22 protein-coding genes are annotated in these 23,041 nt (G+C 72.3%); 11 read left to right on the top strand and 11 right to left on the bottom strand.

Going from position 1 to position 23,041, the window contains the following annotated elements:
• Positions 1–12: 12 nt before the first annotated feature.
• Together serB and ABRP24_RS06250 are read right to left on the bottom strand one after the other, a co-directional pair.
• Positions 13–651 carry a phosphoserine phosphatase SerB gene (gene serB, locus ABRP24_RS06255; RefSeq protein ID WP_349849140.1) on the bottom strand — a complete coding sequence of 213 codons (639 nt, stop codon included), beginning with the start codon at positions 649–651 and terminating at the stop codon, positions 13–15.
• 122 nt (positions 652–773) lie between these two features.
• On the bottom strand, positions 774–2,015 hold the full coding sequence (locus tag ABRP24_RS06250; RefSeq protein WP_349849142.1) for a glucose-1-phosphate adenylyltransferase: 1,242 nt from the start codon (positions 2,013–2,015) through the stop codon (positions 774–776).
• Positions 2,016–2,062: 47 nt separating this feature from the next.
• Between ABRP24_RS06250 and glgA the strand changes: the two genes are divergently transcribed.
• The 3 genes from glgA (at position 2,063) to ABRP24_RS06235 (ending at position 4,405) form a co-directional block, all read left to right on the top strand.
• Complete coding sequence (gene glgA / locus ABRP24_RS06245; RefSeq protein WP_259572467.1) at positions 2,063–3,262, top strand: glycogen synthase; 1,200 nt, start codon at positions 2,063–2,065, stop codon at positions 3,260–3,262.
• Between the two features lie 9 nt (positions 3,263–3,271).
• Entirely contained in the window at positions 3,272–4,054 is a 783-nt protein-coding gene (locus tag ABRP24_RS06240; protein WP_349849146.1) for an ABC transporter ATP-binding protein, read from the top strand.
• A gap of 102 nt (positions 4,055–4,156) precedes the next feature.
• Positions 4,157–4,405 (top strand): type B 50S ribosomal protein L31, encoded by a 249-nt coding sequence (locus ABRP24_RS06235; RefSeq protein ID WP_017887280.1) that lies wholly within the window; start codon positions 4,157–4,159, stop codon positions 4,403–4,405.
• Between the two features lie 165 nt (positions 4,406–4,570).
• On the opposite strand, the gene ABRP24_RS06230 is transcribed toward ABRP24_RS06235, so the two are convergent.
• Both ABRP24_RS06230 and treS read right to left on the bottom strand, forming a co-directional pair.
• Complete coding sequence (locus tag ABRP24_RS06230; RefSeq protein ID WP_027465668.1) at positions 4,571–5,317, bottom strand: 3'-5' exonuclease; 747 nt, start codon at positions 5,315–5,317, stop codon at positions 4,571–4,573.
• 35 nt (positions 5,318–5,352) lie between these two features.
• Positions 5,353–7,062, bottom strand: coding sequence for a maltose alpha-D-glucosyltransferase (treS, locus tag ABRP24_RS06225; protein WP_027465667.1), 1,710 nt, complete (start codon positions 7,060–7,062; stop codon positions 5,353–5,355).
• Between the two features lie 113 nt (positions 7,063–7,175).
• Here treS and ABRP24_RS06220 point away from each other — a divergent pair, with 113 nt between their 5' ends.
• The gene (locus tag ABRP24_RS06220; RefSeq protein WP_349849149.1) at positions 7,176–8,168 is read left to right on the top strand and encodes an alpha/beta hydrolase; all 993 of its coding nucleotides are present in this window, start codon (positions 7,176–7,178) and stop codon (positions 8,166–8,168) included.
• Positions 8,169–8,173: 5 nt separating this feature from the next.
• Positions 8,174–9,244 (top strand): glycosyltransferase family 1 protein, encoded by a 1,071-nt coding sequence (locus ABRP24_RS06215; protein WP_349849374.1) that lies wholly within the window; start codon positions 8,174–8,176, stop codon positions 9,242–9,244.
• A 145-nt stretch (positions 9,245–9,389) separates the two neighbouring features.
• Here the strand turns inward: ABRP24_RS06215 and ABRP24_RS06210 are convergent, their stop codons facing one another.
• The 3 genes from ABRP24_RS06210 to ABRP24_RS06200 form a co-directional block, all read right to left on the bottom strand.
• Positions 9,390–10,121 (bottom strand): hypothetical protein, encoded by a 732-nt coding sequence (locus tag ABRP24_RS06210; protein WP_349849151.1) that lies wholly within the window; start codon positions 10,119–10,121, stop codon positions 9,390–9,392.
• A 49-nt stretch (positions 10,122–10,170) separates the two neighbouring features.
• The gene (locus tag ABRP24_RS06205) at positions 10,171–10,809 is read right to left on the bottom strand and encodes a histidine phosphatase family protein (protein ID WP_071244723.1); all 639 of its coding nucleotides are present in this window, start codon (positions 10,807–10,809) and stop codon (positions 10,171–10,173) included.
• 105 nt (positions 10,810–10,914) lie between these two features.
• Entirely contained in the window at positions 10,915–11,748 is an 834-nt protein-coding gene (locus ABRP24_RS06200) for a Sir2 family NAD-dependent protein deacetylase (protein WP_027465663.1), read from the bottom strand.
• A gap of 230 nt (positions 11,749–11,978) precedes the next feature.
• On the opposite strand from ABRP24_RS06200, the gene ABRP24_RS06195 reads away from it, so the two are divergent.
• Entirely contained in the window at positions 11,979–12,797 is an 819-nt protein-coding gene (locus ABRP24_RS06195; protein WP_301601675.1) for an RNA methyltransferase, read from the top strand.
• Here ABRP24_RS06195 and ABRP24_RS06190 read toward each other — a convergent pair.
• From ABRP24_RS06190 to ABRP24_RS06180, 3 genes are read right to left on the bottom strand one after another with little or no spacing between them, the layout of a single operon-like run.
• Positions 12,794–14,383 (bottom strand): AtzH-like domain-containing protein, encoded by a 1,590-nt coding sequence (locus ABRP24_RS06190; protein WP_349849153.1) that lies wholly within the window; start codon positions 14,381–14,383, stop codon positions 12,794–12,796. The two genes, ABRP24_RS06195 and ABRP24_RS06190, sit on opposite strands and share 4 nt — an antisense overlap.
• A complete protein-coding gene (locus tag ABRP24_RS06185; RefSeq protein WP_111056429.1) occupies positions 14,380–15,492 on the bottom strand; it encodes an acetamidase/formamidase family protein in 1,113 nt (370 codons plus the stop codon). The genes ABRP24_RS06190 and ABRP24_RS06185 overlap by 4 nt, the downstream gene beginning before the upstream one ends.
• Positions 15,489–16,166 (bottom strand): FCD domain-containing protein, encoded by a 678-nt coding sequence (locus ABRP24_RS06180; RefSeq protein WP_349849155.1) that lies wholly within the window; start codon positions 16,164–16,166, stop codon positions 15,489–15,491. The genes ABRP24_RS06185 and ABRP24_RS06180 overlap by 4 nt, the downstream gene beginning before the upstream one ends.
• Before the next feature lie 147 nt (positions 16,167–16,313).
• Here ABRP24_RS06180 and ABRP24_RS06175 point away from each other — a divergent pair, with 147 nt between their 5' ends.
• The 4 genes from ABRP24_RS06175 to ABRP24_RS06160 are packed head-to-tail and all read left to right on the top strand — an operon-like array spanning position 16,314 to position 20,893.
• Complete coding sequence (locus ABRP24_RS06175) at positions 16,314–17,627, top strand: amidohydrolase family protein (protein ID WP_301626247.1); 1,314 nt, start codon at positions 16,314–16,316, stop codon at positions 17,625–17,627.
• On the top strand, positions 17,620–18,258 hold the full coding sequence (locus ABRP24_RS06170) for a DUF1097 domain-containing protein (protein ID WP_027465657.1): 639 nt from the start codon (positions 17,620–17,622) through the stop codon (positions 18,256–18,258). The genes ABRP24_RS06175 and ABRP24_RS06170 overlap by 8 nt, the downstream gene beginning before the upstream one ends.
• A 25-nt stretch (positions 18,259–18,283) precedes the next feature.
• Positions 18,284–19,516, top strand: coding sequence for a D-alanyl-D-alanine carboxypeptidase family protein (locus ABRP24_RS06165; protein WP_081827297.1), 1,233 nt, complete (start codon positions 18,284–18,286; stop codon positions 19,514–19,516).
• 42 nt (positions 19,517–19,558) lie between these two features.
• Positions 19,559–20,893, top strand: a complete 1,335-nt coding sequence (locus tag ABRP24_RS06160; RefSeq protein ID WP_349849376.1) for a serine hydrolase domain-containing protein — start codon at positions 19,559–19,561, stop codon at positions 20,891–20,893.
• A 76-nt stretch (positions 20,894–20,969) separates the two neighbouring features.
• Here the strand turns inward: ABRP24_RS06160 and ABRP24_RS06155 are convergent, their stop codons facing one another.
• Positions 20,970–21,764 (bottom strand): SGNH/GDSL hydrolase family protein, encoded by a 795-nt coding sequence (locus ABRP24_RS06155; protein ID WP_071244716.1) that lies wholly within the window; start codon positions 21,762–21,764, stop codon positions 20,970–20,972.
• Positions 21,765–21,787: 23 nt separating this feature from the next.
• Here ABRP24_RS06155 and ABRP24_RS06150 point away from each other — a divergent pair, with 23 nt between their 5' ends.
• Entirely contained in the window at positions 21,788–22,951 is a 1,164-nt protein-coding gene (locus tag ABRP24_RS06150; RefSeq protein WP_301581469.1) for an acyl-CoA dehydrogenase family protein, read from the top strand.
• Positions 22,952–23,041 lie beyond the last annotated feature (90 nt).

The following is a 23,041-nucleotide window of genomic DNA, read 5'->3' as shown; positions in this document are numbered from 1 at the left end:
CCCTCGGGCTGATCAGCCGCGCAGGCCGAGCGTCGCGAGCACGGCGGACAGGTCACGGTCGACGACCGCGACGTCCGCCTGCTCCCGCACGCGCGGCTTCGCGTCGAACGCGACCGACAGCGCCGCGACGCGCATCATCTCGAGGTCGTTCGCGCCGTCGCCGATCGCGATCGTCCGTGCCGGGTCGACCCCGGCCGCGTCCGCCCACTCGCGGAGCGCGACGGCCTTGGCGTGTGCGTCGACCACGTCGCCGAGCACGCGGCCGGTGAGCACGCCGTCGGTGACCTCGAGGCGGTTCGCCCGGCAGTGGTCGAGACCGAGCTGCTCGGCGAACGGGTCGAGCACCTCGTGGAACCCGCCGGACACCACGCCGACGGTGCCGCCGGCGGCCTGCACCCCGCGGACGAGCTGGTCGGCGCCCCGCGTCACACGGACCGCCTGCTGTGCGCGGGAGAAGACGTCTGCCTGGAGGCCCGCCAGGGTCGCGACCCGCTCCCGGAGGCTCTCGGCGAAGTCGAGTTCCCCGCGCATGGCGCGCTCCGTGATCGCCGCCACCTGTGGCCGGGTCCCGGCGCTGTCGGCGAGCAGTTCGATCACCTCGTCCTCGAGGAGGGTGGAATCGGCATCGAGGACGACGAGGAAGCGGGGCACGCACCAACGGTACCGACTGACGGGGGCACGGCCGCGTCCGTGACGCGAGCCGTGCCTCCAGGCCGTCCGTCCGGGGCTGCGCCCCGGGTGCTTGCCCTGTTCGTCGTGCCTACGCGTCGTGCCTACGCGTCGACGCGGACGCCCTTGCCGACCACGGTGATGCCCGACTCGGTGACGGTGAACCCGCGTGCCTCGTCGGCCTCTCGGTCGACGCCGACCTGCGCACCCGGCGCGAGGACGACGTCCTTGTCGAGGATGGCGCGGTTGACGACCGCCCCCGCGCCGATGGTGGCGCGCTCGAACACGATCGAGTCGAGGACCTTCGCGCCGGAGTCGATCGAGCACCAGGGCCCGATCATGCTGCGTTCGACCTGCGCACCCGACACCAGGCAACCGAGGGACACGAGCGAGTCCACCGTGGACCCGGTGTTGCCGTTCGCGTCGCGGACGAACTTCGCCGGCGGCAGGTTCGTCTGCTGGTTGAAGATCGGCCAGTCCTGGTTGTACAGGTTGAAGACCGGGACCGGCGCGATGAGGTCCATGTGGGCGTCGAAGAACGAGTCGATGGTGCCCACGTCGCGCCAGTAGTACTTGTCGCGGTCGGTGGAACCGGGCACCTCGTTGCGCTGCAGGTCGTACACGCCAGCGTCGCCGCGGTTGACGAAGTCGGGGACGATGTCGCCGCCCATGTCGTGGGCCGAGGTCTCGAGCTGGCCGTCGCGCAGGACCGCGTCGACGAGGGCGTCCGCGTTGAACACGTAGTTGCCCATCGAGGCCAGGATCTCGCCGGGGGAGTCGGCCAGTCCGACGGCGTCCTTCGGCTTCTCGAGGAACGCCTCGATCTTCGACGGGTCGTCGTCGGCCACCTGGATCACGCCGAACTGGTCGGCGAGCCCGATCGGCTGACGGATCGCCGCCACCGTGGCACTGCGGCCGGAGGCGATGTGCGCCTCGACCATCTGGTGGAAGTCCATCCGGTACACGTGGTCAGCACCGACGACGACGACGATGTCGGGGCGTTCGTCGCGCAGCAGGTTGAGCGACTGCAGGATCGCGTCGGCCGAGCCGGCGAACCAGCGCTTGCCGAGCCGCTGCTGCGCGGGGACGGACGCGACGTAGGAGCCGAGCAGCCCCTCCATGCGCCACGTCTCCGCGACGTGCCGGTCGAGACTGTGCGACTTGTACTGGGTCAGGACGACGATCTTCTGCAGACCGGAGTTGACCAGGTTCGACAGTGCGAAGTCGATGAGACGGAAGTTGCCGCCGAACGGGACGGCGGGCTTCGCGCGATCGGCCGTGAGCGGCATGAGTCGTTTGCCCTCGCCGCCGGCGAGCACGATGCCGAAGACCTTCTTTGGTGCCATGCCGCTCACAGTAGGCGTCAGCACTGGGAACCGGTTACGTTGAACCAGTGCGAGTCGATCTGCTGACCAGGGAGTATCCGCCGGAGGTCTACGGCGGAGCGGGTGTCCACGTGTCCGAACTCACCGCCGCGTTGCGGTCGGGGACGGACACGGAAGTCCGTGTCCGGGCCTTCGGGGCCTTCCGTGACGAACCCGACGTGTGGGGCTACCGGACCCCGGACGGCCTCGGCCAGGCGAACGGTGCGCTGCAGGCCCTCGGTACCGACGTGGCCATCGCGGCCGACGTCGAGGGTGCCGACCTCGTGCACTCGCACACCTGGTACGCGAACTCCGCAGGCCGGATCGCGCAGCTGACCTACGGCATCCCCCACATCGTCACCGCCCACAGCCTCGAGCCGCTCCGCCCGTGGAAGGCCGAGCAGCTCGGCGGCGGCTACCGCCTGTCCAGCTGGATGGAGCGCGAGGCGTTCGAACACGCCGACGGCGTCATCGCGGTCTCGAGGGCCATGCGTGCGGACATCCTGCGCTCGTACCCGTCGATCGACCCGGCGAAGGTGCACGTCGTCTACAACGGCATCGACATCGACGCCTGGAAGCCGACCGTCGACGAGGACGCCGTGCGCGCCCTCGGCATCGACCCGACGCGCCCGAGCGTCGTGTTCGTCGGACGCATCACCCGGCAGAAGGGCCTGCCGTACCTGCTCCGTGCCGTGGCGTCGCTGCCGTCGGACGTGCAGATCGTGCTGTGCGCCGGCGCGCCGGACACCCCCGAGATCCTGGCCGAGGTCACCGAGCTCGTCGACGGGCTCCGGGCCGACCGCGAGGGCGTCGTCTGGATCGACCGGATGCTCGCGCACCAGGAGATCGTGAACGTGCTGTCCTCGGGCACCGTGTTCGTGTGCCCGTCGGTCTACGAGCCGCTCGGCATCGTGAACCTCGAGGCGATGGCGTGCGGCATCCCGGTCGTCGGCACCGGCACCGGCGGCATCCCCGAGGTCGTCGCCGACGGGCTCACCGGCCGCATCGTCCCGATCGACCAGGTGCAGGACGGCACCGGGACCCCGACCGACCCGGACCGCTTCGTGGCCGACCTCGCCGCGACCCTCACCGAGGTGCTCGCCGACGAGGGGCTGGCGAAGCTCATGGGACGCGCCGGACGGCTCCGTGTCGAGACCGAGTTCACCTGGGACGCGATCGCCACCAGGACACGGCAGGTCTACGACCAGGTGCTCGGCCAGAACCCGTAGGCTGGTCGCATGCCCTCGGTCGTGCGCTTGTCAGACGTCTCCGTGGTCCGCAACGGGGCCACCATCCTCGACGCGATCTCGTGGGAGGTGCAGGACGACGAACGCTGGGTCGTGCTCGGCGCGAACGGTGCCGGCAAGACCACGCTGCTGCAGGTCGCCGGCGCCCAGACGTTCCCGACCTCGGGCGACGTCGAGGTGCTCGGCACCGAACTCGGCGGGGCCGACCTGTTCGAGCTCCGCCCGCGCATCGGCTTCGCGTCGACCGCGCTGGCACGTCGCATCCCGGTGACCGAGAAGGTCATCGACGTCGTGCTCACGGCGGCGTACTCGGTGACGGGTCGCTGGAACGAGGAGTACGAGGAGCTCGACGTCCGCCGTGCGCAGCGCGTGCTCGAGGAGTGGGGCCTGGGGTCCTTCACCGACCGCACGTTCGGCGACCTCAGCGACGGCGAGCAGAAGCGCGTGCAGATCGCCCGTGCCGTGATGACCGACCCGGAGATCCTGTTCCTCGACGAACCGGCCGCGTCACTCGACCTCGGCGCCCGCGAGAGCCTCGTCCGCACCCTCGGCGGCTACGCCCAGAGCGCGGACTCGCCGGCCATCGTCATCGTGACCCACCACGTCGAGGAGATCCCGGCGGGCTTCACCCACGCGCTCGTCCTCGCCGACGGCCACGTGCAGGCCGCCGGCCCCATCGACGAGGTCCTGACGGACCAGACCCTGACCGAGGCGTTCGGCGTCGACCTCTCGGTCACCAAGGACGCCGGTCGCTACACGGCACGCGCCGCGTAGCGCTGCGATCCCGCCGTCTCTCTGGTATCGTGGACGGCTGGCGCAAGCCGACGACTTCCCGCGCAGTTCGCGCAATCCCATCACCGCTATCGAGGAATCTCCATGAAGACCGACACCCACCCCGAGTACCGCGCCATCGTCTTCCGCGACCTGGCCTCCGGTGAGACGTTCCTGACGCGTTCGACCGCGAACAGCGACAAGACCATCGAGCTCGACGGTGCGACCTACCCGGTCATCGACGTCGAGATCTCGTCCGCTTCGCACCCGTTCTACACGGGCAAGCAGCGCATCCTCGACTCGGCCGGTCGCGTCGAGAAGTTCAACCAGCGCTTCAAGGGCTTCAGCAAGTAAGCAGCCCCCACGCAACGCCCACGGGCGGTCCTCCTCCGGGAGGGCCGCCCGTTCGCGTTGTGCGGTCGTGGGCCCTGGACGCAAGACACCGGTGTTCGCGCGTCACGCCGCGTTCTGCGGGTGTTCGGCGCGCGAACACCGGTGTCTTGCGGGGGCTGTGCGGGGTCAGGCGCCGTTGCGGTGCGGCCAGCGGCCGTCGGCGGTGAAGTTCGGGTCGCGCTTCTTGCGCATGTAGTCCTGGAACGAGGTGGCCTGCTCGGCACACCAGCCGACCTGCTTGCGGTGGAGTTCCTCGGCGGAGATGCCGAGCTCGTCCGGGTACTTGCCCGCGATGGCCTGGGCGACACGCCCGGCAGCGATCGCGTCGGCTCCGGCGTCGTGGGCGTCGTCGAGCGTGACGCCGTAGAGCTCGGAGGCGGCTTCGAGCGTGCGCTTGCCCTTGCGGAAGGTGTCGAGCGCCTTGTCGATCACCAGCGGGTCGACGACGTTGCCGATGACGGGGGAGGCGAACCCGTGCCGCTTCGCCTCGCGGTCGAGGACGGTGAGGTCGTACGGGGCGTTGTAGATCACCAGGGGGATGCCCCGGGCGAACACGGCCTCGATCGCGGCGATGATCTCGGCCACGACCTCGGCCGCGGGACGACCCTCGGCCTGGGCACGCTCGGTGGTGTACCCGTGCACGGCGGCAGCGCCCTCGGGGATCGGCACGCCGGGGTCGGCGATCCACGCACCCTCGACGATGGAGGCCCCGGTCATGTCGATGAGGCCGACGTGGGCGGTGACGATGCGGGCCGTCTCGACGTCGACCCCGGTGGTCTCGAGGTCGAAGACGCCCAGCGCGTGCCACCAGGGGCGACCCGTGAGGTCCTGGGACGGAGCGGGCGCGTCGAGCTGTGCTGTGGGGAACGTCACGCGGTCAGGCTAACGGGACGCACCGACACCCCCGACTACCGGGTCGGCGCGCCGACGTGCAGCCAGTAGAACGACTGCGTGCCCATGGTCAGCGTCACGTTGCCGTCCTCGTCGAAGGACGGGAACGAACCGCCGCCGAACAGGTCGTAGAGCGGACGCCCCGCGAACTCCGGAGCGGACACCGTGACCGAGGTCGGGTTCGTCGCGAACGAGAACACGCAGAGGACGTCCTCGGCGGACGGGCCGAACTGCTGGCCGGAGCCCTCCCACGAGCGGACGAAGGCGAGGACCGAGTCGTTTGAGGTCTCCTGCACGTGCAGGGACCCGAGGCCGAACACCGGGTGGGCCTTGCGCGTGTGGATGACGTTCCGGACCCAGTGCAGCAGCGAGCGCGACTGGGCGAGCTGCGCCTCGACGTTGACCTGCGCGTAGTTGTACACGAGCGACTGGACGACGGGCAGGTAGAGCTTGCCCGGGTCGGCGGTGGAGAAGCCGGCGTTGCGGTCCGGCGTCCACTGCATCGGCGTGCGCGAGGAGTCGCGGTCCGGCAGCCAGATGTTGTCGCCCATCCCGATCTCGTCGCCGTAGTACAGGAACGGCGATCCGGGCAGCGAGAACAGCAGCGCGTGGATGAGCTCGAGCTCCGCGCGCGAGTTGTCGAGCAGGGGAGCGAGGCGTCGGCGGATACCGATGTTCGAGCGCATCCGCGGGTCGTAGCCGTACCAGCCGTACATCGCCTGCCGGTACTCCTCGCTCACCATCTCGAGCGTGAGCTCGTCGTGGTTGCGGAGGAAGACACCCCACGCCGCGCTGGCCGGCACGTCGAGGGTCTCGGACAGGATCGCCTTGAGCTCGGCGGCGTGCTGGGCACGGAGCGAGTAGAAGATGCGCGGCATCACCGGGAAGTCGAACGCCATGTGGCACTCGGGCTCCTCGTCGGTCCCGAAGAACGCCGCCGTCTCGCGCGGCCACTGGTTCGCCTCGGCCAGGAGCACGCGGCCGGGGTACTCGTCGTCGACCATGGCGCGGAGCTTCTTGATGAACTCGTGGGTCTCCGGCTCGCCCTCGCCGTTGCCCTCCTCGGACTCGAACAGGTAGGGGATCGCGTCGAGCCGGAGCCCGTCGACGCCCATGTCGAGCCAGTGCCGGACGACGTCGTAGATCGCCTCGATGACCGCGGGGTTCTCGAAGTTCAGGTCGGGCTGGTGCGAGAAGAAGCGGTGGAAGAAGAACTGGCGTCGGACCGGGTCGAAGGTCCAGTTGGACTCCTCGGTGTCGACGAAGATGATGCGGATGTTCGAGTAGTCCTCGTCGGTGTCCCGCCAGACGTAGAAGTCGCCGTAGGGGCCGTCCGGGTCCTCCCGGGACTGCTGGAACCACTCGTGCTGGTCGCTGGTGTGGTTGATCACCATGTCGATCACGATGCGCATGTTCCGCTCGTGCGACTTCGTGACGAGCTCGCGGAAGTCGTCGAGCGTGCCGAACTCCGGCAGGATCGCCCGGTAGTCGGCGATGTCGTACCCGCCGTCGCGCATCGGCGACTGGAAGAACGGCGGCAGCCACAGGGCGTCCACGCCGAGCCACTGCAGGTAGTCGAGCTTGCCGATCACGCCCTGGATGTCGCCGATGCCGTCTCCGTTGGAGTCGACGAACGACCGGATCATGCACTCGTAGAAGACCGAGCGCTTGTACCACTGCGGGTCGAGCGTCAGGCCGGGCAGCTGGATCGGGGCTGTGAAGGTCACCGTGCTCCTCGTCGTCATCGACGGACCGGTCGACGGCCCACCCCGGACACGATAGGCGCGAGATGCTGCGGGTGTCCGGGGTTTCGTGCGGTTCGCTCCCTAGACTGGCGCGGATGCAACCGCCCGTGCTCTCCCCGTACCAGTCGTTGATGGCCGCCACCCCGGTCGTGCACCGGGCCGTCCAGGTCGACGGCCGGACCACGCACTACTGGGTCTACGGGCCCGAGGACGCGGATCGCACCGTGCTCGCCGTGCACGGGTTCCGCGGGGACCACCACGGCCTCGAGACCATCGCGGCGCACCTGCAGGGTGTGCGGGTGATCGTGCCCGACCTGCCCGGCTTCGGCGTGTCCGATCCGCTGCCGGTGTCGGACGTCGACGCGTACGTGGCCTGGCTGGTCGGGTTCCACGCCGCGCTCGGGCTCGGCCGCGACACCGTGGTGCTCGGGCACTCGTTCGGGTCGATCGTGGTGTCGGCCACCGTCGCCGCCGGGCTCGACACCCGACTGCTCGTCCTCGTCAACCCCATCGCCGCCCCGGCCCTGCAGGGTCCACGTGCCGTGGGGACCGCGATCGCGATCGGGTACTACCGCGCCGGCGCGGTGCTGCCGAAGCCGATCGGGCTCGGGATCCTGCGGAACGGCGCGATCGTCCGGGCGATGAGCATCGCGATGCTGAAGTCCCACGACCCCGCGGTCCGCCGGTGGGTGCACGACCAGCACGACCGGTACTTCTCGGCCTTCGCGAACCGCACGAGCGTGCTCGAAGCGTTCCGCACCTCGGTCACCCACGACGTCTCCGAGTACGCGGACCGGATCGAGGTGCCCGTGCTGCTCGTCGCGGCCGAGCACGACGACATCACCGCCGTCCCCGAACAGCGCGCACTCGCCGAGCGCCTGCGTGACGCCGAGCTCGTCGTGATCCCGGGTGTCGGCCACCTGGTGCACTACGAGACGCCGGCTCCGGCCGCGGCGGCGGTGCTCCGCCGGATGGCGGACACGACCCGACGTACCGGACGCCAGGGACGCCCTGGACGCGGCGCGGCCACGACGGACAGCCGACCGTCGGGGGCGGGGCGGGCCTCCCGGACGGCGGACGCGTCGTGACGCGCCTGCGCATCGGCATCGACTGCCGGTACGTGCGGATCGGTCGGCACGACGGCATCAGCCGGTTCACCGCCGGGGTCGTCGCGCACCTGCCGGACCGGCACGAGTACGTGCTGCTCGTCAGTGACGAGCGCCAGCTCGAGTCGCTGCCGAGCGACCTGCCGTGGGAGCTGCTGCCCGCACCGACGGACGCGGGGGAGCCGCTCGTCGCCCGGCGTGTCAACCGGCTCGGGCTCGACGCGGTGTTCTCGCCGATGCAGACGATGGGGTCGCGGGGCCGTCGGTACGCGCTCGTCCTGACGCTGCACGACCTGATCTACTACCGCAACCGCACGCCCCCGCGGGAGTTCTCGTGGCCGCTGCGGCTCGGCTGGCGGGCGTTCCACCTGTCCTGGGCACCGCAGCGGTTCCTGCTGAACGGCGCGGACGGGGTGGTGACGGTGTCGGAGACGACCGCCGGGCTGATCACGGAGCACCGGCTGACGAAGCGACCCGTGACGGTCGCCTACAACGCAGCCGACCCGGCGACACCGCGGTCGACCGGAGCACCACGTCGACGCTCGCTCGTCTACATGGGCTCGTTCATGCCGTACAAGAACGTCGAGACCCTGGCGGCGGCGCTGCCGCTCCTGGGGGCGGGCTGGACGCTGCACTGCATGTCGCGGGTGTCCGACGCCGACCGGGCACGGCTCGAGGGGCTCGCGCCCGCTGGGGCGATCGTGTTCCACGACGGCGCCACCGACGAGGAGTACCTGTCCGTGCTCCGTTCGGCCACGGCGCTGGCGACCGCGTCGTACGACGAGGGGTTCGGCATCCCGCTCGTCGAGGCGATGGGCGTCGGGACCCCGGTCGTCGTCAGCGACATCCCCATCTTCCGGGAGATCGGCGGCTCCGCTGCGGAGTACTTCGACCCGGCGTCGCCGTCCGCCGTCGCCGCGGCCGTCCGGCGGGTCGAGGAACGGTGGGACGAGGCCTCGCGGCAGTCGATCGAGCGTGCCGGCCGGTTCCGGTGGCAGGACTCGGCGGAGCAGGTCGTCCGGGCCGTCGAGCGGGCCGTGGGGGACCGGCGGGGCTGAGGGATGGCGCTGGCGCTGGCGCTGGTGTGGTCTCGCGGTTGGTGGTCTCGCGGTTGGTGACGATGCGGAACGACGATGTCGATGTCGTACGACGTCGACGGTGTCGTTCCACGTCGCCCGCGCCCCACCCCGCGACCTCCGCCGATCACTTCGCCGCGATGACCTGCACGTCCGCCCCGGGGAACACCTTCTGCGTTTCCTGGGTCGCCCGCGCCACGATCGGCGGCACCGCGGCACCCCGACCCGGGGTCCGGACGACGACGGACTGGTCGCCCGCGGTGTCGGACGGGTCACCACCGCGCTCCCACGAGCAGCGGACCTCGGTGACACCGCCGATGTGGTCGAGCGTGTCCGCCAGCGCCAGGCGCTTCGCCGCGACCTCGCCGGCACCGGTGACGCCGATCTCCAGGTTGCCGAGGTCGGCGATCACGACGACCCGGACGCCGTTGCCGCCCGACTCGTCGGCAGCCCGACTGATGGCGGCCACCAGGTCACCCCGCGCCGCGGTGTCGAGCGTGGGGTCGGCGCGGACGGTGGCGACGGCGTCGTAGCTGGCGAACGCGGTCTTCGACGGCGTGTGGTGCCGCACGTCGGTGACGCCGGGCAGGGCACTCACCCGCTCGTCGAACCGGTCGAGCGCGACGTCCGGCCGCGGGAAGACCCCACCGATGCCGTTCTGGACACTGCCGATGATCGAGCCGAGCACCACGGCGATGACCGCGGCGACCGCCAGGACACTCCCGCCGATGATGAACCAGGTGCGCGCCCGGGTGCGGGTCGGGACGCTCGCCGTCTCGGGACCGAACACCCGGTCGAGGTCGTCGTCCTGTTGGTCGAGGGCGTGCTGGCCGTGTCGGCTGGTCCCGTCGTCGGACATGTGGCTCCCCTCACCCCGGTGTGCGGGTGCGTCGGAGCCTAGTCCCCGGTCAGCCCCGGCGTTCCAAGGGGTTCTGGTACTCGAACGCCGACCCACCGGTGGCGTCGGACACGTCGTCGATCGGGTCGTCGAACCGGACGAGTTCGGCGTGGAAGCGCTCGGGGTCCCACCGGAACGAGTGGATGGACCCGTTCCGGATCGGGGTGTGGCGGCGGTCGGCGGTGCCGGGGGCTGCGGCGTTCACGACGCTGCGGATCACCGCCCCGTGGGTCGCGACCACGACGACGCCGGCGTCGAACCGGACCGCGATCTCGCCGAGGGTCTCGGTGACGCGGGCGAGCAGCGCGGAGCGGGACTCCCGGCCGGGGATGTCGTCGTGCGGGTACCGTGCCGACACCTCGTCGTCGGTCAGGCCCTCGGCTTCTCCGTAGGAGCGCTCGGCCAGGCCCGGGTACGTCGTCGGTGCGTCGAGGCTCAGGCGGTCGGCGATGATCGCGCCCGTCTCGGCCGCGCGCGACAGCGGGGACGCGACGACGGCGTCGAACGGCCGGCGGGTCAGGAGCTCGGCCGCCTCGGCGGCCTGCCGTCGTCCGGTGTCGTTGAGCGGGATGTCGGTGGAGCCCTGGATGCGGCGTTGCGCGTTCCAGTCGGTCTCGCCGTGCCGGACGAGGTACAGGAGGGTCGTCACCCGTCGATCTTCGCAGACGCACCCGGCAGGCCCCTCCGGCGACCGCGACCGGCAGGCCCGTCCGGCGACCGCGACCGGCAGGCCCGTCCGGCGACCGCGACCGCGCTAGTCGGTCGAAGCCGCTGCGCTGAGCCGCTCCGCCAGGTGCACGAGCGTCTCGGTGGTGCCGGCGTCGAGCTTCACCGCCGCACGGCGGTCACTGCGGGTCTCGCCGCGGTTCACGATGACCACCGGGTTCTTGCGGCGTGCAGCGTGGTCGACCAGCCGCACGCCCGAGTTCACGGTGAGGGAGGAACCGACGACGAGCAGCGCGTCGGCGTCGGCGACGATCGACACGGCCTCGCGGAACTTCTCGGCCGGCACGAACTCGCCGAAGAAGACGACGTCGGGCTTCAGGTCGCCGCCGCACACGGAGCACGCGGGGACGACGAACCGCTCGACGTCGGTGATCTCGACGTCACCGTCCGGCTGCAGCTGCACGGACCCGGGCTCGTCGATCCAGGGGTTCGCCCGGTCGATGGTGGCGGCGAGGTCGGAACGGGAGAACACCTGGCCGCACCGCAGGCACACGGCGCGGTCCATCGAGCCGTGGATCTCGACGACGCGGCGGGACCCGGCGCGCAGGTGCAGGCCGTCGACGTTCTGCGTGATGACCCCGGCGACGATCCCGGCGTCCTCGAGTGCGGCGAGCGCCCGGTGCCCGTCGTTCGGCACGGCGGCCGCGAAGCTCCGCCAGCCCAGGTGCGATCCGGCCCAGTAGCGCTGGCGCTTCGCGGGGTCGGCCAGGAACTCCTGGAACGTCATCGGCTTGCGCACCACCCGCCCGGCGCCGCGGTAGTCGGGGATGCCGGAGTCGGTGCTCAGACCGGCGCCGGAGAGCACGGCGATGCGCTTGCCGCCGAGCACCTCGACGACGCGGTCCAGGTCGTCGGCGGTCACCGACCCGGCGGCCGCCCCGGTGGTCGGTCCGGTGGTCGGTCCGGTCGTCGACGCAGCATCATCCAGCACCCTGTTCACGGTACCCTCAACACCCGACCGTCCCGGTCGCTTCCCAGGCGGATCGGACCGTCGGCGGACCCGCGCCAGCGCCGCCCACCGGACCCACGCTGCGACCCACGCCGCGCCCCACACCACCCACACCCCCCCCGCACCACACCGAAACGAGCCCCGTGCACCCCGTCCGCATCGACTCCCTCGACGATCCCCGTCTCGACGACTTCGCCCGGCTCACCGACGTGGCGCTCCGCCGGGTCTCCGAGCCCGAGGGTGGCCTGTACATCGCCGAGTCGAACACGGTCATCGAGCGTGCGGTCCGCGCGGGTCACGTGCCGCGGAGCATCCTGGTGCAGGAGAAGTGGCTCGACAGCGTCCTGCCCCTGGTCGCGGAGCACGACGGCCCGGTATTCGTCGGTGCCGACGCCCTGCTCGAGGAGCTCACCGGCTTCCGCATGCACCGCGGTGCGATCGCCGCGATGGAGCGCCCCGAGCTGCCGAGCGTCGCCGACGTGGTGCGGGACGCGAAGGTCGTCGTCGTGCTCGAGGACATCGTCGATCACACGAACGTCGGCGCGGTGTTCCGCAGCGTCGCCGGCCTGGGCGCCGACGCGGTGCTCGTCAGCCCGCGGTGCGCCGACCCGCTGTACCGCCGGAGTGTCCGCGTGAGCATGGGCACGGTGCTGCAGGTGCCGTGGACCCGCATCGGCGACTGGCCCGCAGCGGGCGAGGAACTCCGCGCGCAGGGCTTCCACCTGGCCGCGATGGCACTGACCGACGAGTCCGTCGACCTGGACGCCTTCGTGGCGGACCTGCCCGACCGGGTCGCGCTCGTGATGGGCACCGAGGGGCAGGGGCTGACGCCGGCCGCGATCGCGTCGGCCGACACGACCGTCCGGATCCCGATGGCGCACGGCGTCGACTCTCTCAACGTGGCCGCGGCGAGCGCCGTCGGTCTGTGGGCGGTCACCCACGCCCGGCGGCTCGCCTCCTAGCGCACCACCGAGACCGTCGGGAGGCCCGGGGCGGCCTGGTCTGACAGCATGCCCCCGGCGCGGATCACCAGGGCACGGTCGCTCGCCGGGCCACCGACCAGGCAGACGCCGACGGGCGCGCCGTCCACGGTCAGCGCCGGTGCGCTCACCGCGGGCAGCCCACCGACGCTCGCGAGCGCGGTCATCGCCGTGGTGGCGGTCCGGGTGCGCTCGAGCGCCGCGGCGTCCGAGTGGAGCAGGGGTGCGGGTCCGGGGACGGTCGGGAACAGCAGGGTCCGACCGTCCAGGGCACGGCGGATCGTCGCACGGACCTCGTCGAGACGTGCCACGGCGTCCGCGGTGGCGTCGGGATCGTTCGCCCGTGCCGCACGGAACCGGTCACCGACGACGGTGCTCAGGGCGCCGGGGTGCGCGTCGATCCAGGAGCCGTGGGCCGCGAGGGCCTCGGCGGCCTGGACGAGCCGCATCTGCTCCTGCAGCGCTGCGGGGTCCGGGATGCCGAGGTCGCGCAGTCGGACGGTCGCGACGGGTTCGTCGAGCGCTTCGACGAAGGCGGCGAAGGCCCGGGCGACGGCCGGTTCGACGAGTGCGACGAGTTCCTCGGGGACGACGAGCACGGTCGCATCGAGTGCCCCGCCCGGCGCCGACGGTGGCGGGACGGTGGCGTCGAGTGCGGCGAGCAGCACCACGGGGCTCCGCGTGAGCCACCCGACGGTGTCGAACGACGGCGCGAGCGGGAGCAGCCCGTCGCGGGACACCGTGCCGTGGGTCGTTCGGAGGCCCCAGAGCCCCTGGTACGAGGCGGGGACCCGGACCGATCCCGCGGTGTCCGTGCCGATCCCGATCTCGGCCGTGCCGAGGCCGACGGCCGATGCGGATCCGCTGGACGAGCCTCCGGGCAGTCGGGTGGGAGCCGCGCTGTTCGGCGGCGTGCCGTGGTGCGCGTTCCGGCCCGTCAGGTTGTACGCGAACTCGTCGGTGCGCGCGATCCCGCGGATCGAGGCACCGGCGGCGAGGAGCGCGGCGACCGCTGCGGCGGGCGCGGTCTCGACCGGTGCTTCGCGCAGGTACGTCGGGTTGCCCGCGCCGACCGGCTGGCCGGGGACGGCGTAGAGGTCCTTGACGGCGACGGTCAGGCCGTCGAGCGATCCGGAGGCGGTGGGGGCGACGAGCGGGTCGCCGACGGCCCGCCAGACGGTGGTGTCGACGGCCTTGGGGCGGCCGGTGACGTGGGCCGCTTCGATGCGCCAGCCGGTGCCCCCGTCGCGGCGCCAGAGCTGGGTCTGGAGGCCCTGCCCGCCCGCGGCGAACCGGGACACCGACACGACGAGGGCGCGGTCCTCGGTCAGGGGGCGGACCTCGACGTGCGTCAGCGACCGGGTGGCGACCCCACCCCGCGCCCCGCGGAACGCGCTGATCGCGTCGTGCCCGACGAGCAGGCCACGGTCGTCGCCGCGCATCGTTCCGGGGGAGTCGACAAAGGCGGCGTCGAGGGCGTCGAGGTCGTTGGCCAGCAGGGCGGTCTCGTAGGCATCGAGCGCCTCGAGCAGCCCGTCGGGTGCCGTCGACGTGGGGGGCGTGGTCATCGGACGGGCTCCTCGAAGTCGGCCTTGCGGATGCGGGCGTGGACACCGGTGACCAGGTCCACCACCTGCGAGATGTTGAAGTCGGTCGCCGCGGACAGGTACGCGTACGCCAGGTGGCGTTCCATGCCCCAGCGCGCGCCGAGGATCGCGACGGCGTGCCGGACGCACTGCCGGACGGCCTCGTCGAGGTCGGGGTCCATGCCGGTGGGCACGAGGAACTCCTGCGTCTCGGCGACGGGCCAGACCAGGTCCCCGAAGCGCGCGGTCGCCTCGGAAGCCGGGGTCAGGTCGAAGCGGATCGTGGCGCGGAGCGAGGCCTCCATCGCGGTGAGCGCCACCTCGCCGTCGCCCTGGGCGAAGTGCGGGTCACCGACGTGGGCGAGCGCGCCGGGGACGAGCACCGGCAGGTGCAGCTGCGAGCCGGCCTGCAGCAGGTTGACGTCGATGTTGCCGCCGTGGCGACCGGGCGGGACGGAGTGCAGCCGCTCCCCGGGGGTGGCGACGCCCATGATCCCGAGGAACGGGGCGAGGGGGAAGTGCGCGAAGCGGTCGCGGGCGGCGGTGAGCGGGATGCGGCCCCGCCGGCCCAGGTCGGTGTCCACGACGTCGGCGAAGACGCTCACCGTCGTGCCGTCGACCGGGAACTCACCGTGCAGGGCACCGCGGCCGTGCCGGTTCGACACGACGCCGTAGTGCACCCGGGGCAGGGTCTCGAGGACCGTCATCGTCAGCACGTCCCCGGGACGGGCACCGCGCACCGCGATCGGCCCGGACACCACGTGTGGACCGTCCGCCGCGGGGTCGCGGTGGCCGGAGCGGGCGATCGCGACGGCGTCGGCGAGGACGTGCTCCGGTGCGACGCCGTGGTCGCCGAACCAGGCAACGGGGTCGCTGCCCTGGTCGGGGAGGATCCCCTCGTGGCTGACCGTGTCGATGGTGACCGACGCGCCGGGGGCGATCGTCAGGGCCGGGGTGTCGCCCTCGCCCGGCAGGCGACCCCACAGGACGGTCTCCGGGTCGACGGGCAGGAAGTGGTCGCCGCGGACGGGTCCGGCGCCGGGCTGCAGGGTCGCCACCGCCGGGGCGGTGGTCTCGTGTGCGGTGGTCATCGGTCCGTCCTCCGTTCGACCAGGTGGGCCACGTCGGCGAGGTGGTCGGCCATCGCCTGCGTCGCGCCCTCGACGTCGTGCTCCCGGATCCGCCGGAGGATCCGCTCGTGCCACTCGAACGACGACCGGCGCCCCTCGCTGGTGCTGTGCGAGCGGGCACGCACGTCCTGCACCCAACCGCTGCTGAGCTCGCACAACGACACGAGCAGGGGGTTGCCCGAGGTGCGGGCGACCTGCACGTGGAAGGCGACGTCCTGGGCGAGCGACTCCTCCGGGCTCAGACCAGCGTGCGTCGCGGCGAGGATGCGTTCCAGGGTCAGCAGGTCGGCCTCGCCAGCCCGCGCCGCCGCGAGTCCGGCGACCTGCGGCTCGACGACGGTCCGGAACTCGGCGACGTGCTCGGCCCGGTGGTCCAGGTCGTCGCGGTGGTGGTCGAGCAGGGCGGACGCCTCCTCCGGTCGCGGCAGCACGACGGTGCCACGGCCGGGGGTCCGGGAGACCAGGTGCCGGCGCTCGAGTTCCTGCAGCGCCTCGCGGATAGTCGTGCGGGACACGGCGAGGTCCTCGGCGAGGGTGCGTTCCGGCGGCAGCTTGTCGCCGGGCTGCAGGTCGTCGAGCACGAGCGTGCCGAGGTGGGCGGCGGTCGCCGCGCTCAGGGTCCGTCCACGGTGCATGCCATCGACCGTAGGGCCGGTTGGTCTGCTTGGTTCATTGGTACGACCATCTTTTACACGGCCGTCACACGCGGCGTCGGAACCCGAAACACGGCGGGCGAATGGTGGACCACGTCCCCACCCGCACCGACCGGAAGAGGGTTCGACGTGGACCTGGTCCTCACCAACGCACGGCTCACCGACGGCCGATCCGTCGACGTCGCGATCGCCGACGGCGTGATCGTCAGCGTGACCGACGCGCTGCCCGGTCCGGGCTCGGCGCACGGCACCGACACCGGTGCTGCTCCCACCCGCGTGGTCGACTGCGCCGGGCGCGTGGTCATCCCCGGGCTCATCGAGGCACACCTGCACGTCGACAAGGCCCTGCTCGACCGGGAACGCCCGAACCCCGACGGCACCCTCGCCGGCGCCATCGCCGTCACGGGGGAGCTCAAGCGCGGCTTCACCCACGCCACCGTCCGCGACCGCGCCCGCACCCTGCTCGACCAGGCCATCACGAACGGCACGACGCTCGTCCGCGCACACCCCGACGTCGACCCGATCGTCGGGCTCACCGGCGTCGAGGTGCTGCTCGACCTGCGCGACGAGTACCGGGACGCCCTCGACCTGCAGATCGTCGCGTTCCCCCAGGAGGGCATCGCCAAGGCACCGGGCACCCTCGCGCTGCTCCGTCAGGCGCTCGCCGCGGGGGCGGACGTCATCGGGGGATGCACCTACAACGAGCACACCCTGGCCGCCTGCCACGAACACGTCGAGACGGTCCTGGACCTCGCCGAGGAGTTCGGGGTGCCGGCCGACCTGCACGCCGACTTCGCCGACGACACCTCCGACCCGCGGTACGCCCTCGCCGGGCACATCGCCGACCGCGTGACCGTCCGCGGGCTGCAGGGACGGGTGGCGCTCGGCCACGTGACCTCGGTCGCGAGCCTGCCCCGCGGCGAGCGCCGGGTGCTGTTCGACCGCCTCGCTGCCGCCGGGGTCGCCGTCGTGCCGCTGCCCGCGACCGACCTGCACCTGGGGGGACGGTCCGACGACCACGACGTGCGGCGCGGGGTCGTGCCGGTCCGCGAACTCTGGGACGCCGGGGTCACGAGCGCCTACGCGTCGAACAACGTCCGGAACGCCTTCACCCCGTTCGGCAACGCCGACCTGCTCGACGTCGGGCTGCTCCTGGCGCAGACCGGGCACCTGTCCGGCCCGGACGACCTGCGACGGGTGCTCGCCATGGCCACCACCGGGGCGGCCGAGGTCGTCGGCGTCGCGGACACCCACGGCATCCGGCCCGGCGCCGCCGCCGACCTCGTCGTGCTCTCCACCACCGACCCGGACGGCGTCCTGCTCGACCGGCCGGACCGCGCCCTCGTCCTCAAGCGCGGCCGGGTCGTCGCCGAGACCACCCGGACCGTCCGTCTCACCACCAGCCGCACCACGAACCGATCGAAGGAACTCAGCCATGCGTGAACGGATCCCGCACGAGATCGTCGCCTCCGTCCTGGCCGGTGCCACGGCGTTCATCGGCGGCAACGCCCTGCACCTGCCGACCTGGGCGATCTTCATCAGCTGGGCGGGGATGTTCCTGCTCGGCGGCAAGCCGACGCTGCGGAACGCCACCCGCCTGTGGGCCGCGATGCCGATCGGGTCGGCGTTCGGCCTGGTCATCGTCCTGCTCGACCAGCGGTTCGGCACCCTTTTCGGCGAGGGGCAGGCGGCGCAGAACACCGTGCTGGCGCTGCTCATCCTCGTCGTGAACTGCGCCCTGATGTACACGGGTCGGACGAAGCTGTTCGGGCTCGTCCCCGGGATGTTCCTCGGGTTCGCCTCGTTCTTCGCGACGTGCTTCGGCGGCTTCGGCTTCGACCCGGGGAACGCCTGGGCAGCCTGGGTGTCGGTCGTGCTGATGAACGCGCTCGGTCCGGTGTTCGCGTACCTGTCCCGCCGCCTGACCTTCGCCCGGCCCGAGCCGGCCGGCACCGTCGTCGAGGCCGACGCCGTCGTCGCGGCCAGCGGCGCAGTGGCCACCGGCGCAGTGGCCCCGGCCCCGGCCCCGGCTCCAGAACGCCAGCCCGACCAGCCCGTCGCAGCCTCGGCCTAGGAGCGGACCGGTACGCTCGGGTCCCGTGTCACCAGTCGTCCGCCGCCCCCGCTCCGCCGTCCGGAGGCCGGTCACGATCTCGGTGGTCGCCGTCCTGCTCCTCGTCGCCGGCTACCTCGTCGCTGCGGCGGTCGTGCCGTTCGCCCCCGCGAGCGCGAGCACCACCACCTACTCGGCACCCACGACGAGCGTGCCGGACCTGCGGTTCCCCGGCTACGGTGCCACGGCGGTCGAGGCGACCGACTTCCCGGAGAGCCTCCGCACCAGCGGCGACACGAAGCCCCGGCCGATCGCGAGCATCTCGAAGATCGTCACCGCTCTCGTCGTCCTCGACGCGAAGCCCCTCGAGCGGGGCGAGCCGGGGCCCTCGATCGCGTTCAACCCGGAGATGCAGGGGTTGTACGCCAAGTACGCGGCGGTGAACGGCGAGGTCGCGCCGATGCCAGCCGGACTGAAGCTGTCCGAGTACCAGACCCTGCAGGTCATGCTGATGAAGTCGGCGAACAACTACGCAGGGGCCCTCGCCATCTGGGCGTTCGGGTCGCTGGAGGCGTACGACCGTGCCGCGGACGCGTGGCTCGACCGGCAGGGCCTCGACGACACCACGATCGAGGAGCCGACCGGCCTCGACGCGGACAACCGGTCCACCGCGACCGACCTGGTGGCGCTCGGTCAGCTCGCGCTCGCGAACCCGGTCGTGCAGCAGGTCGTCGGGACGAAGCAGGTGACCGTGCCCGGTGCGGGGCAGATCGAGAACTCGAACAAGCTCCTCGGCCTCGACGGCATCGAGGGGATCAAGACCGGCACCCTCGACGAGGCCGGTGCCTGTCTGCTGTTCGCGGCGACGTACGAGCGCGGTGGCAGGGACGTCACCGTCGTCGGTGTGATGCTCGGCGGTGTCGACCACGACTCCCTCGACGTCGACGTGCAGCGGTTGCTGCGGTCCGTGGCGGACAACTTCCAGGTGGTGACGCTCACCCACCAGGGGCAGACCTTCGGCACCTTCTCGACCCCGTGGCAGGACGAGGCCGACGCGGTCACGACGAAGGCCGCCGAGGTGCTCGTGTGGGGCAAGACCACCGTCACCGCGAAGGCGAAGCTGCAGCAGGTGACCTTCGGCACGAAGGGCGAACGGGTCGGGCAGGTCCGGTTCCGCATCTCCGACCACGACCCGGTCACGGTGCCGCTCGCGCTCGAGCGCACGATCGACGACCCCGGCGTCTGGTGGCGCTGGACGAACCCGTTCCAGGGGGCGTGACGCCCGTCGTCCGCCGACCGTAGAGTCGGTCGGGTGACGACGATGACGACGTTCCCCGGGACCACCCCCGCAGCCCTCGGCATCGACCCCGGCGGCGTGGCCGACCTGCTCGACGCCCTCGAGTCGACGCCCGACGTGGAGCCGCACAGCATCATGCTGCTCCGGCACGGCCAGGTGGCGGCCGAGGGCTGGTGGCAGCCCTACGCCGCCGACCGCGTGCACCTGCTCTACTCGTTGAGCAAGAGCTTCGCCGCCGCGGGGGTCGGCATCGCCGTCCGGGCGGGCCTGATCGACCTCGACGCGACCGTGCTGTCCTACTTCCCGGAGCTCGACGCCGACGTCACGGACGAACGCAGCCGCCGCATCCGCGTCCGGCACCTGCTCGCGATGGCGAGCGGCCACCGCGAGGAGACGATCGACCGCGCCCGGGCCCTCGACCCGACGAACACCGTGCGCGGGTTCCTGCTGCTCCCGCCGGACGCGGAGCCCGGCACGGTCTTCGCCTACAACCAGCCGTGCACCTACACCCTCGCCGAGATCGTCCGGCGGGTGACCGGCGGTTCCCTCGTCGCGTGGCTCCGCCCGCACCTGCTCGACCCGCTCGGCATCGACGACCTCGCCTGGCGCCGCGACGACAGCGGTGCGGAACTCGGGTACAGCGGGTGCTACGCCCCGACCGACGCGGTCGCCAAGCTCGGCCAGCTGTACCTGCAGGGCGGCGTCTGGGACGGCGAGCGGATCCTCGACGCCGACTGGGTCGAGCAGGCGACCAGCACGCAGGTCGCCAACCCGGATGAGGCCAACCCCGACTGGTCCCAGGGCTACGGCTTCCAGTTCTGGATGGCCCGTCACGGCTTCCGCGGCGACGGCGCCTACGGTCAGTTCTGCGTCGTCCTGCCGGAGCAGGACGTCGTGCTCGCGATGACCGGCCAGAGCCTCGACATGCAGGCCGTCCTCGACGCGGTCTGGGAGCACCTGCTGCCCGCCGTCGACCGCACGCCCGACGCGGCCTCGGCATCCGCCCTGGAGGCCCGGCTCGCCTCCCTGGGACTGCCCGCCGTGGACGGTGGTCCGCTGCAGGGCCTCGCCGACGTCGGTCCGCTGGCCCGCGACGGCGACGGGTGGCGGCTCACGCTCGACGTCGACGGCGGCTCCCTGTCGGTGCCGGTCGGGCAGGGGGAGTGGGCCGTCGAGGGCCCGCTCGCCGCGAGCGGTGCCGTCGCGGACGACGGGACGGTCCGTGTCGACGTGCGGTTCGTCGAGACCCCGCACCTGGCGCACGTCCGGATCGACCCCGCCACGGGATCGACGACGACGAGCTGGCAGACCGAGCCGCTGCACGACGGACCGCTCACGCTGCGGCGCCCCGCGGACTGAGGGCCCTCGGCCCCGCGGCCTCTCGTCCCTCGGCCCCGCGCCGCGTCGCGTCGCGTCGCGTCGCGTCGCGCCGCGTCTACGGGGTGTCGGAGGGGTGCTCGGTGACGATCTGCAGCTCGGGTCGCTTCGCCGACACCCCGTCGCCGGACGAGGTGTGCTTGATGCGCCGGACCACCCACGGCACCAGGTACTCCCGGGCCCAGCCGAGGTCCTCGGCGCGGGCCTCGCGCCACGGCCGCGCCTCGAGCGGGTCCGGGTTGAACGGTTCGAGCCCGTGCGGCACACCGAGGGTGTCGAGCACCGCCGCGGCGATCGTCGAGTGGCCCATCGGGGAGTGGTGCAGGCGGTCCGGAGCCCACATCCGCGGGTCCCGGAGCACCCGGAGTGCCCACATGTTCGCCACCAGGGCGCCGTGCTTCAGGGCGATGGCGTGCAGGTTCTCGTTGTAGATCGCCGTCTTGCCGCGGACCATGCCGAGCACCGGGGTCATCCCGACGTCCGGGCCGGTGAACAGCACGACGGTGGCTCCGTCGCGGCGCAGGTCGGCGACGAGGCGGTCCACGCGCTCGGCGAGCTCGTCCGGGTCCGAGCCGGGGCGGATGATGTCGTTGCCGCCGGCGGACACCGTGATGAGGTCCGGGTGCAGGGCGACGGCGGCCTCGGCCTGCTCGTCGATGATCTGCTGCAGCAGCCGCCCGCGGATCGCGAGGTTCGCGTAGGCGAAGTCGTCAGTCTGGTGTGCGAGCACCTCGGCGACGCGGTCCGCCCAGCCGCGGTTGCCGCCCGGGACGGTGGGGTCGGGATCCCCGATCCCCTCGGTGAACGAGTCACCGATCGCGACGTACCTGGTCCAAGGATGACGATCTGACACGTTCCGGACCCTAGTCTCGTGGCATGACGAAGGCCAACACGGACGCCGTCGGCTGGTCGGTGCCGGACGAGACGCTCGACCGCATCGCCGAGCGCGCCCCCGGCTACGACGCCGCGAACGCGTTCTGCACCGAGGACCTCGACGAGCTCCGCGCCGCCGGCTACCTGCGGATCGGCGTGCCCGTCGAGCAGGGCGGGGCGGGCCTCGGCCTCCGTGGCACCGCGCGGGTGCAGCGCGCCCTCGCCCAGGCCGCGCCGGCGACGGCACTCGGCCTCGGCATGCACCAGGTGTGGGTGCAGGCGGCCCGCGCCGTGCGTGCGCGAGGCGAGTCGTTCCTCCAGGCCGTCACCGACCACGCTGCGGACGACCACCTGCTCGCCTTCGGGGTGAGCGAACCCGGCAACGACGCCGTGCTGTTCGACTCGTCGACGACGGCGGAGCCGGACGGCGACGGCGGGTACCGGTTCACCGGCACGAAGGTGTCCACGTCCCTCGCACCGGCGTGGGACGTCATGAGCGTCTTCGGCAAGGACAGCTCGGGGCCGGAGCCACGGCTCGTGCACGGGTTCGTCCTGCGGTCCGACGGCGCCGTCGAGCACCTGGACGACTGGGACACGCTCGGGATGCGCGCGACGCAGAGCCGCACCACGAAGCTGCACGGCGTGCACGTCCCCGTCGACCGCATCGTCCGGTCGCTGCCGGTCGGGCCGAACCAGGACCCGCTCGTGTTCGGGATCTTCGCGTCGTTCGAGCTCCTCATCGCGTCGGTGTACGCCGGGGTCGCGGAGCGCGCGATCACGCTCGCGACGGCCGCCGTGGCGGGTCGCACCGCGGCCGACGGCACCAGGCGGTCGCAGGACCCCGACGTGCGCCGGGCGATCGCCGACCTGCGCGGTGCGGTCGACGCGATCACGCTGCAGGTCGACTCGCTGGCGCGGTCGGTCGACGAGCTCGACGACCTCGGAGCCCGCTGGTTCCCGCTGCTCGTCGGCACCAAGGCCCGGGCCGTGGACACCGCGCAGCACGTCGTGGACGAGGCCATGCGCGTCGTCGGCGGCTCGGCGTTCCGGTCGTCGAGCGAGCTGGCGCGGCTGGCGCGTGACGTCCGGGCGGGGCAGTACCACCCGTCGTCGCGGGACTCCGCGGCCCGGACGATCGCCGCGTCGGTGCTCGGCCCGCTCGACTGAGCGCTGCGCTCGCACCGTGCAAGGCGCTGCGCTCCGGCGCACTCCGGCGCACTCCGGTTCACTCCGGTGCGAGGTTCCGCACGTGGTGGT

Source organism: Curtobacterium sp. WHRI 8282 (genome assembly GCF_040223925.2).
Taxonomy (GTDB): domain Bacteria; phylum Actinomycetota; class Actinomycetes; order Actinomycetales; family Microbacteriaceae; genus Curtobacterium; species Curtobacterium flaccumfaciens.
The sequence above is the reverse complement of the archived record's forward strand: the minus strand, read 5'-3'. Positions and strand labels throughout refer to the sequence as shown.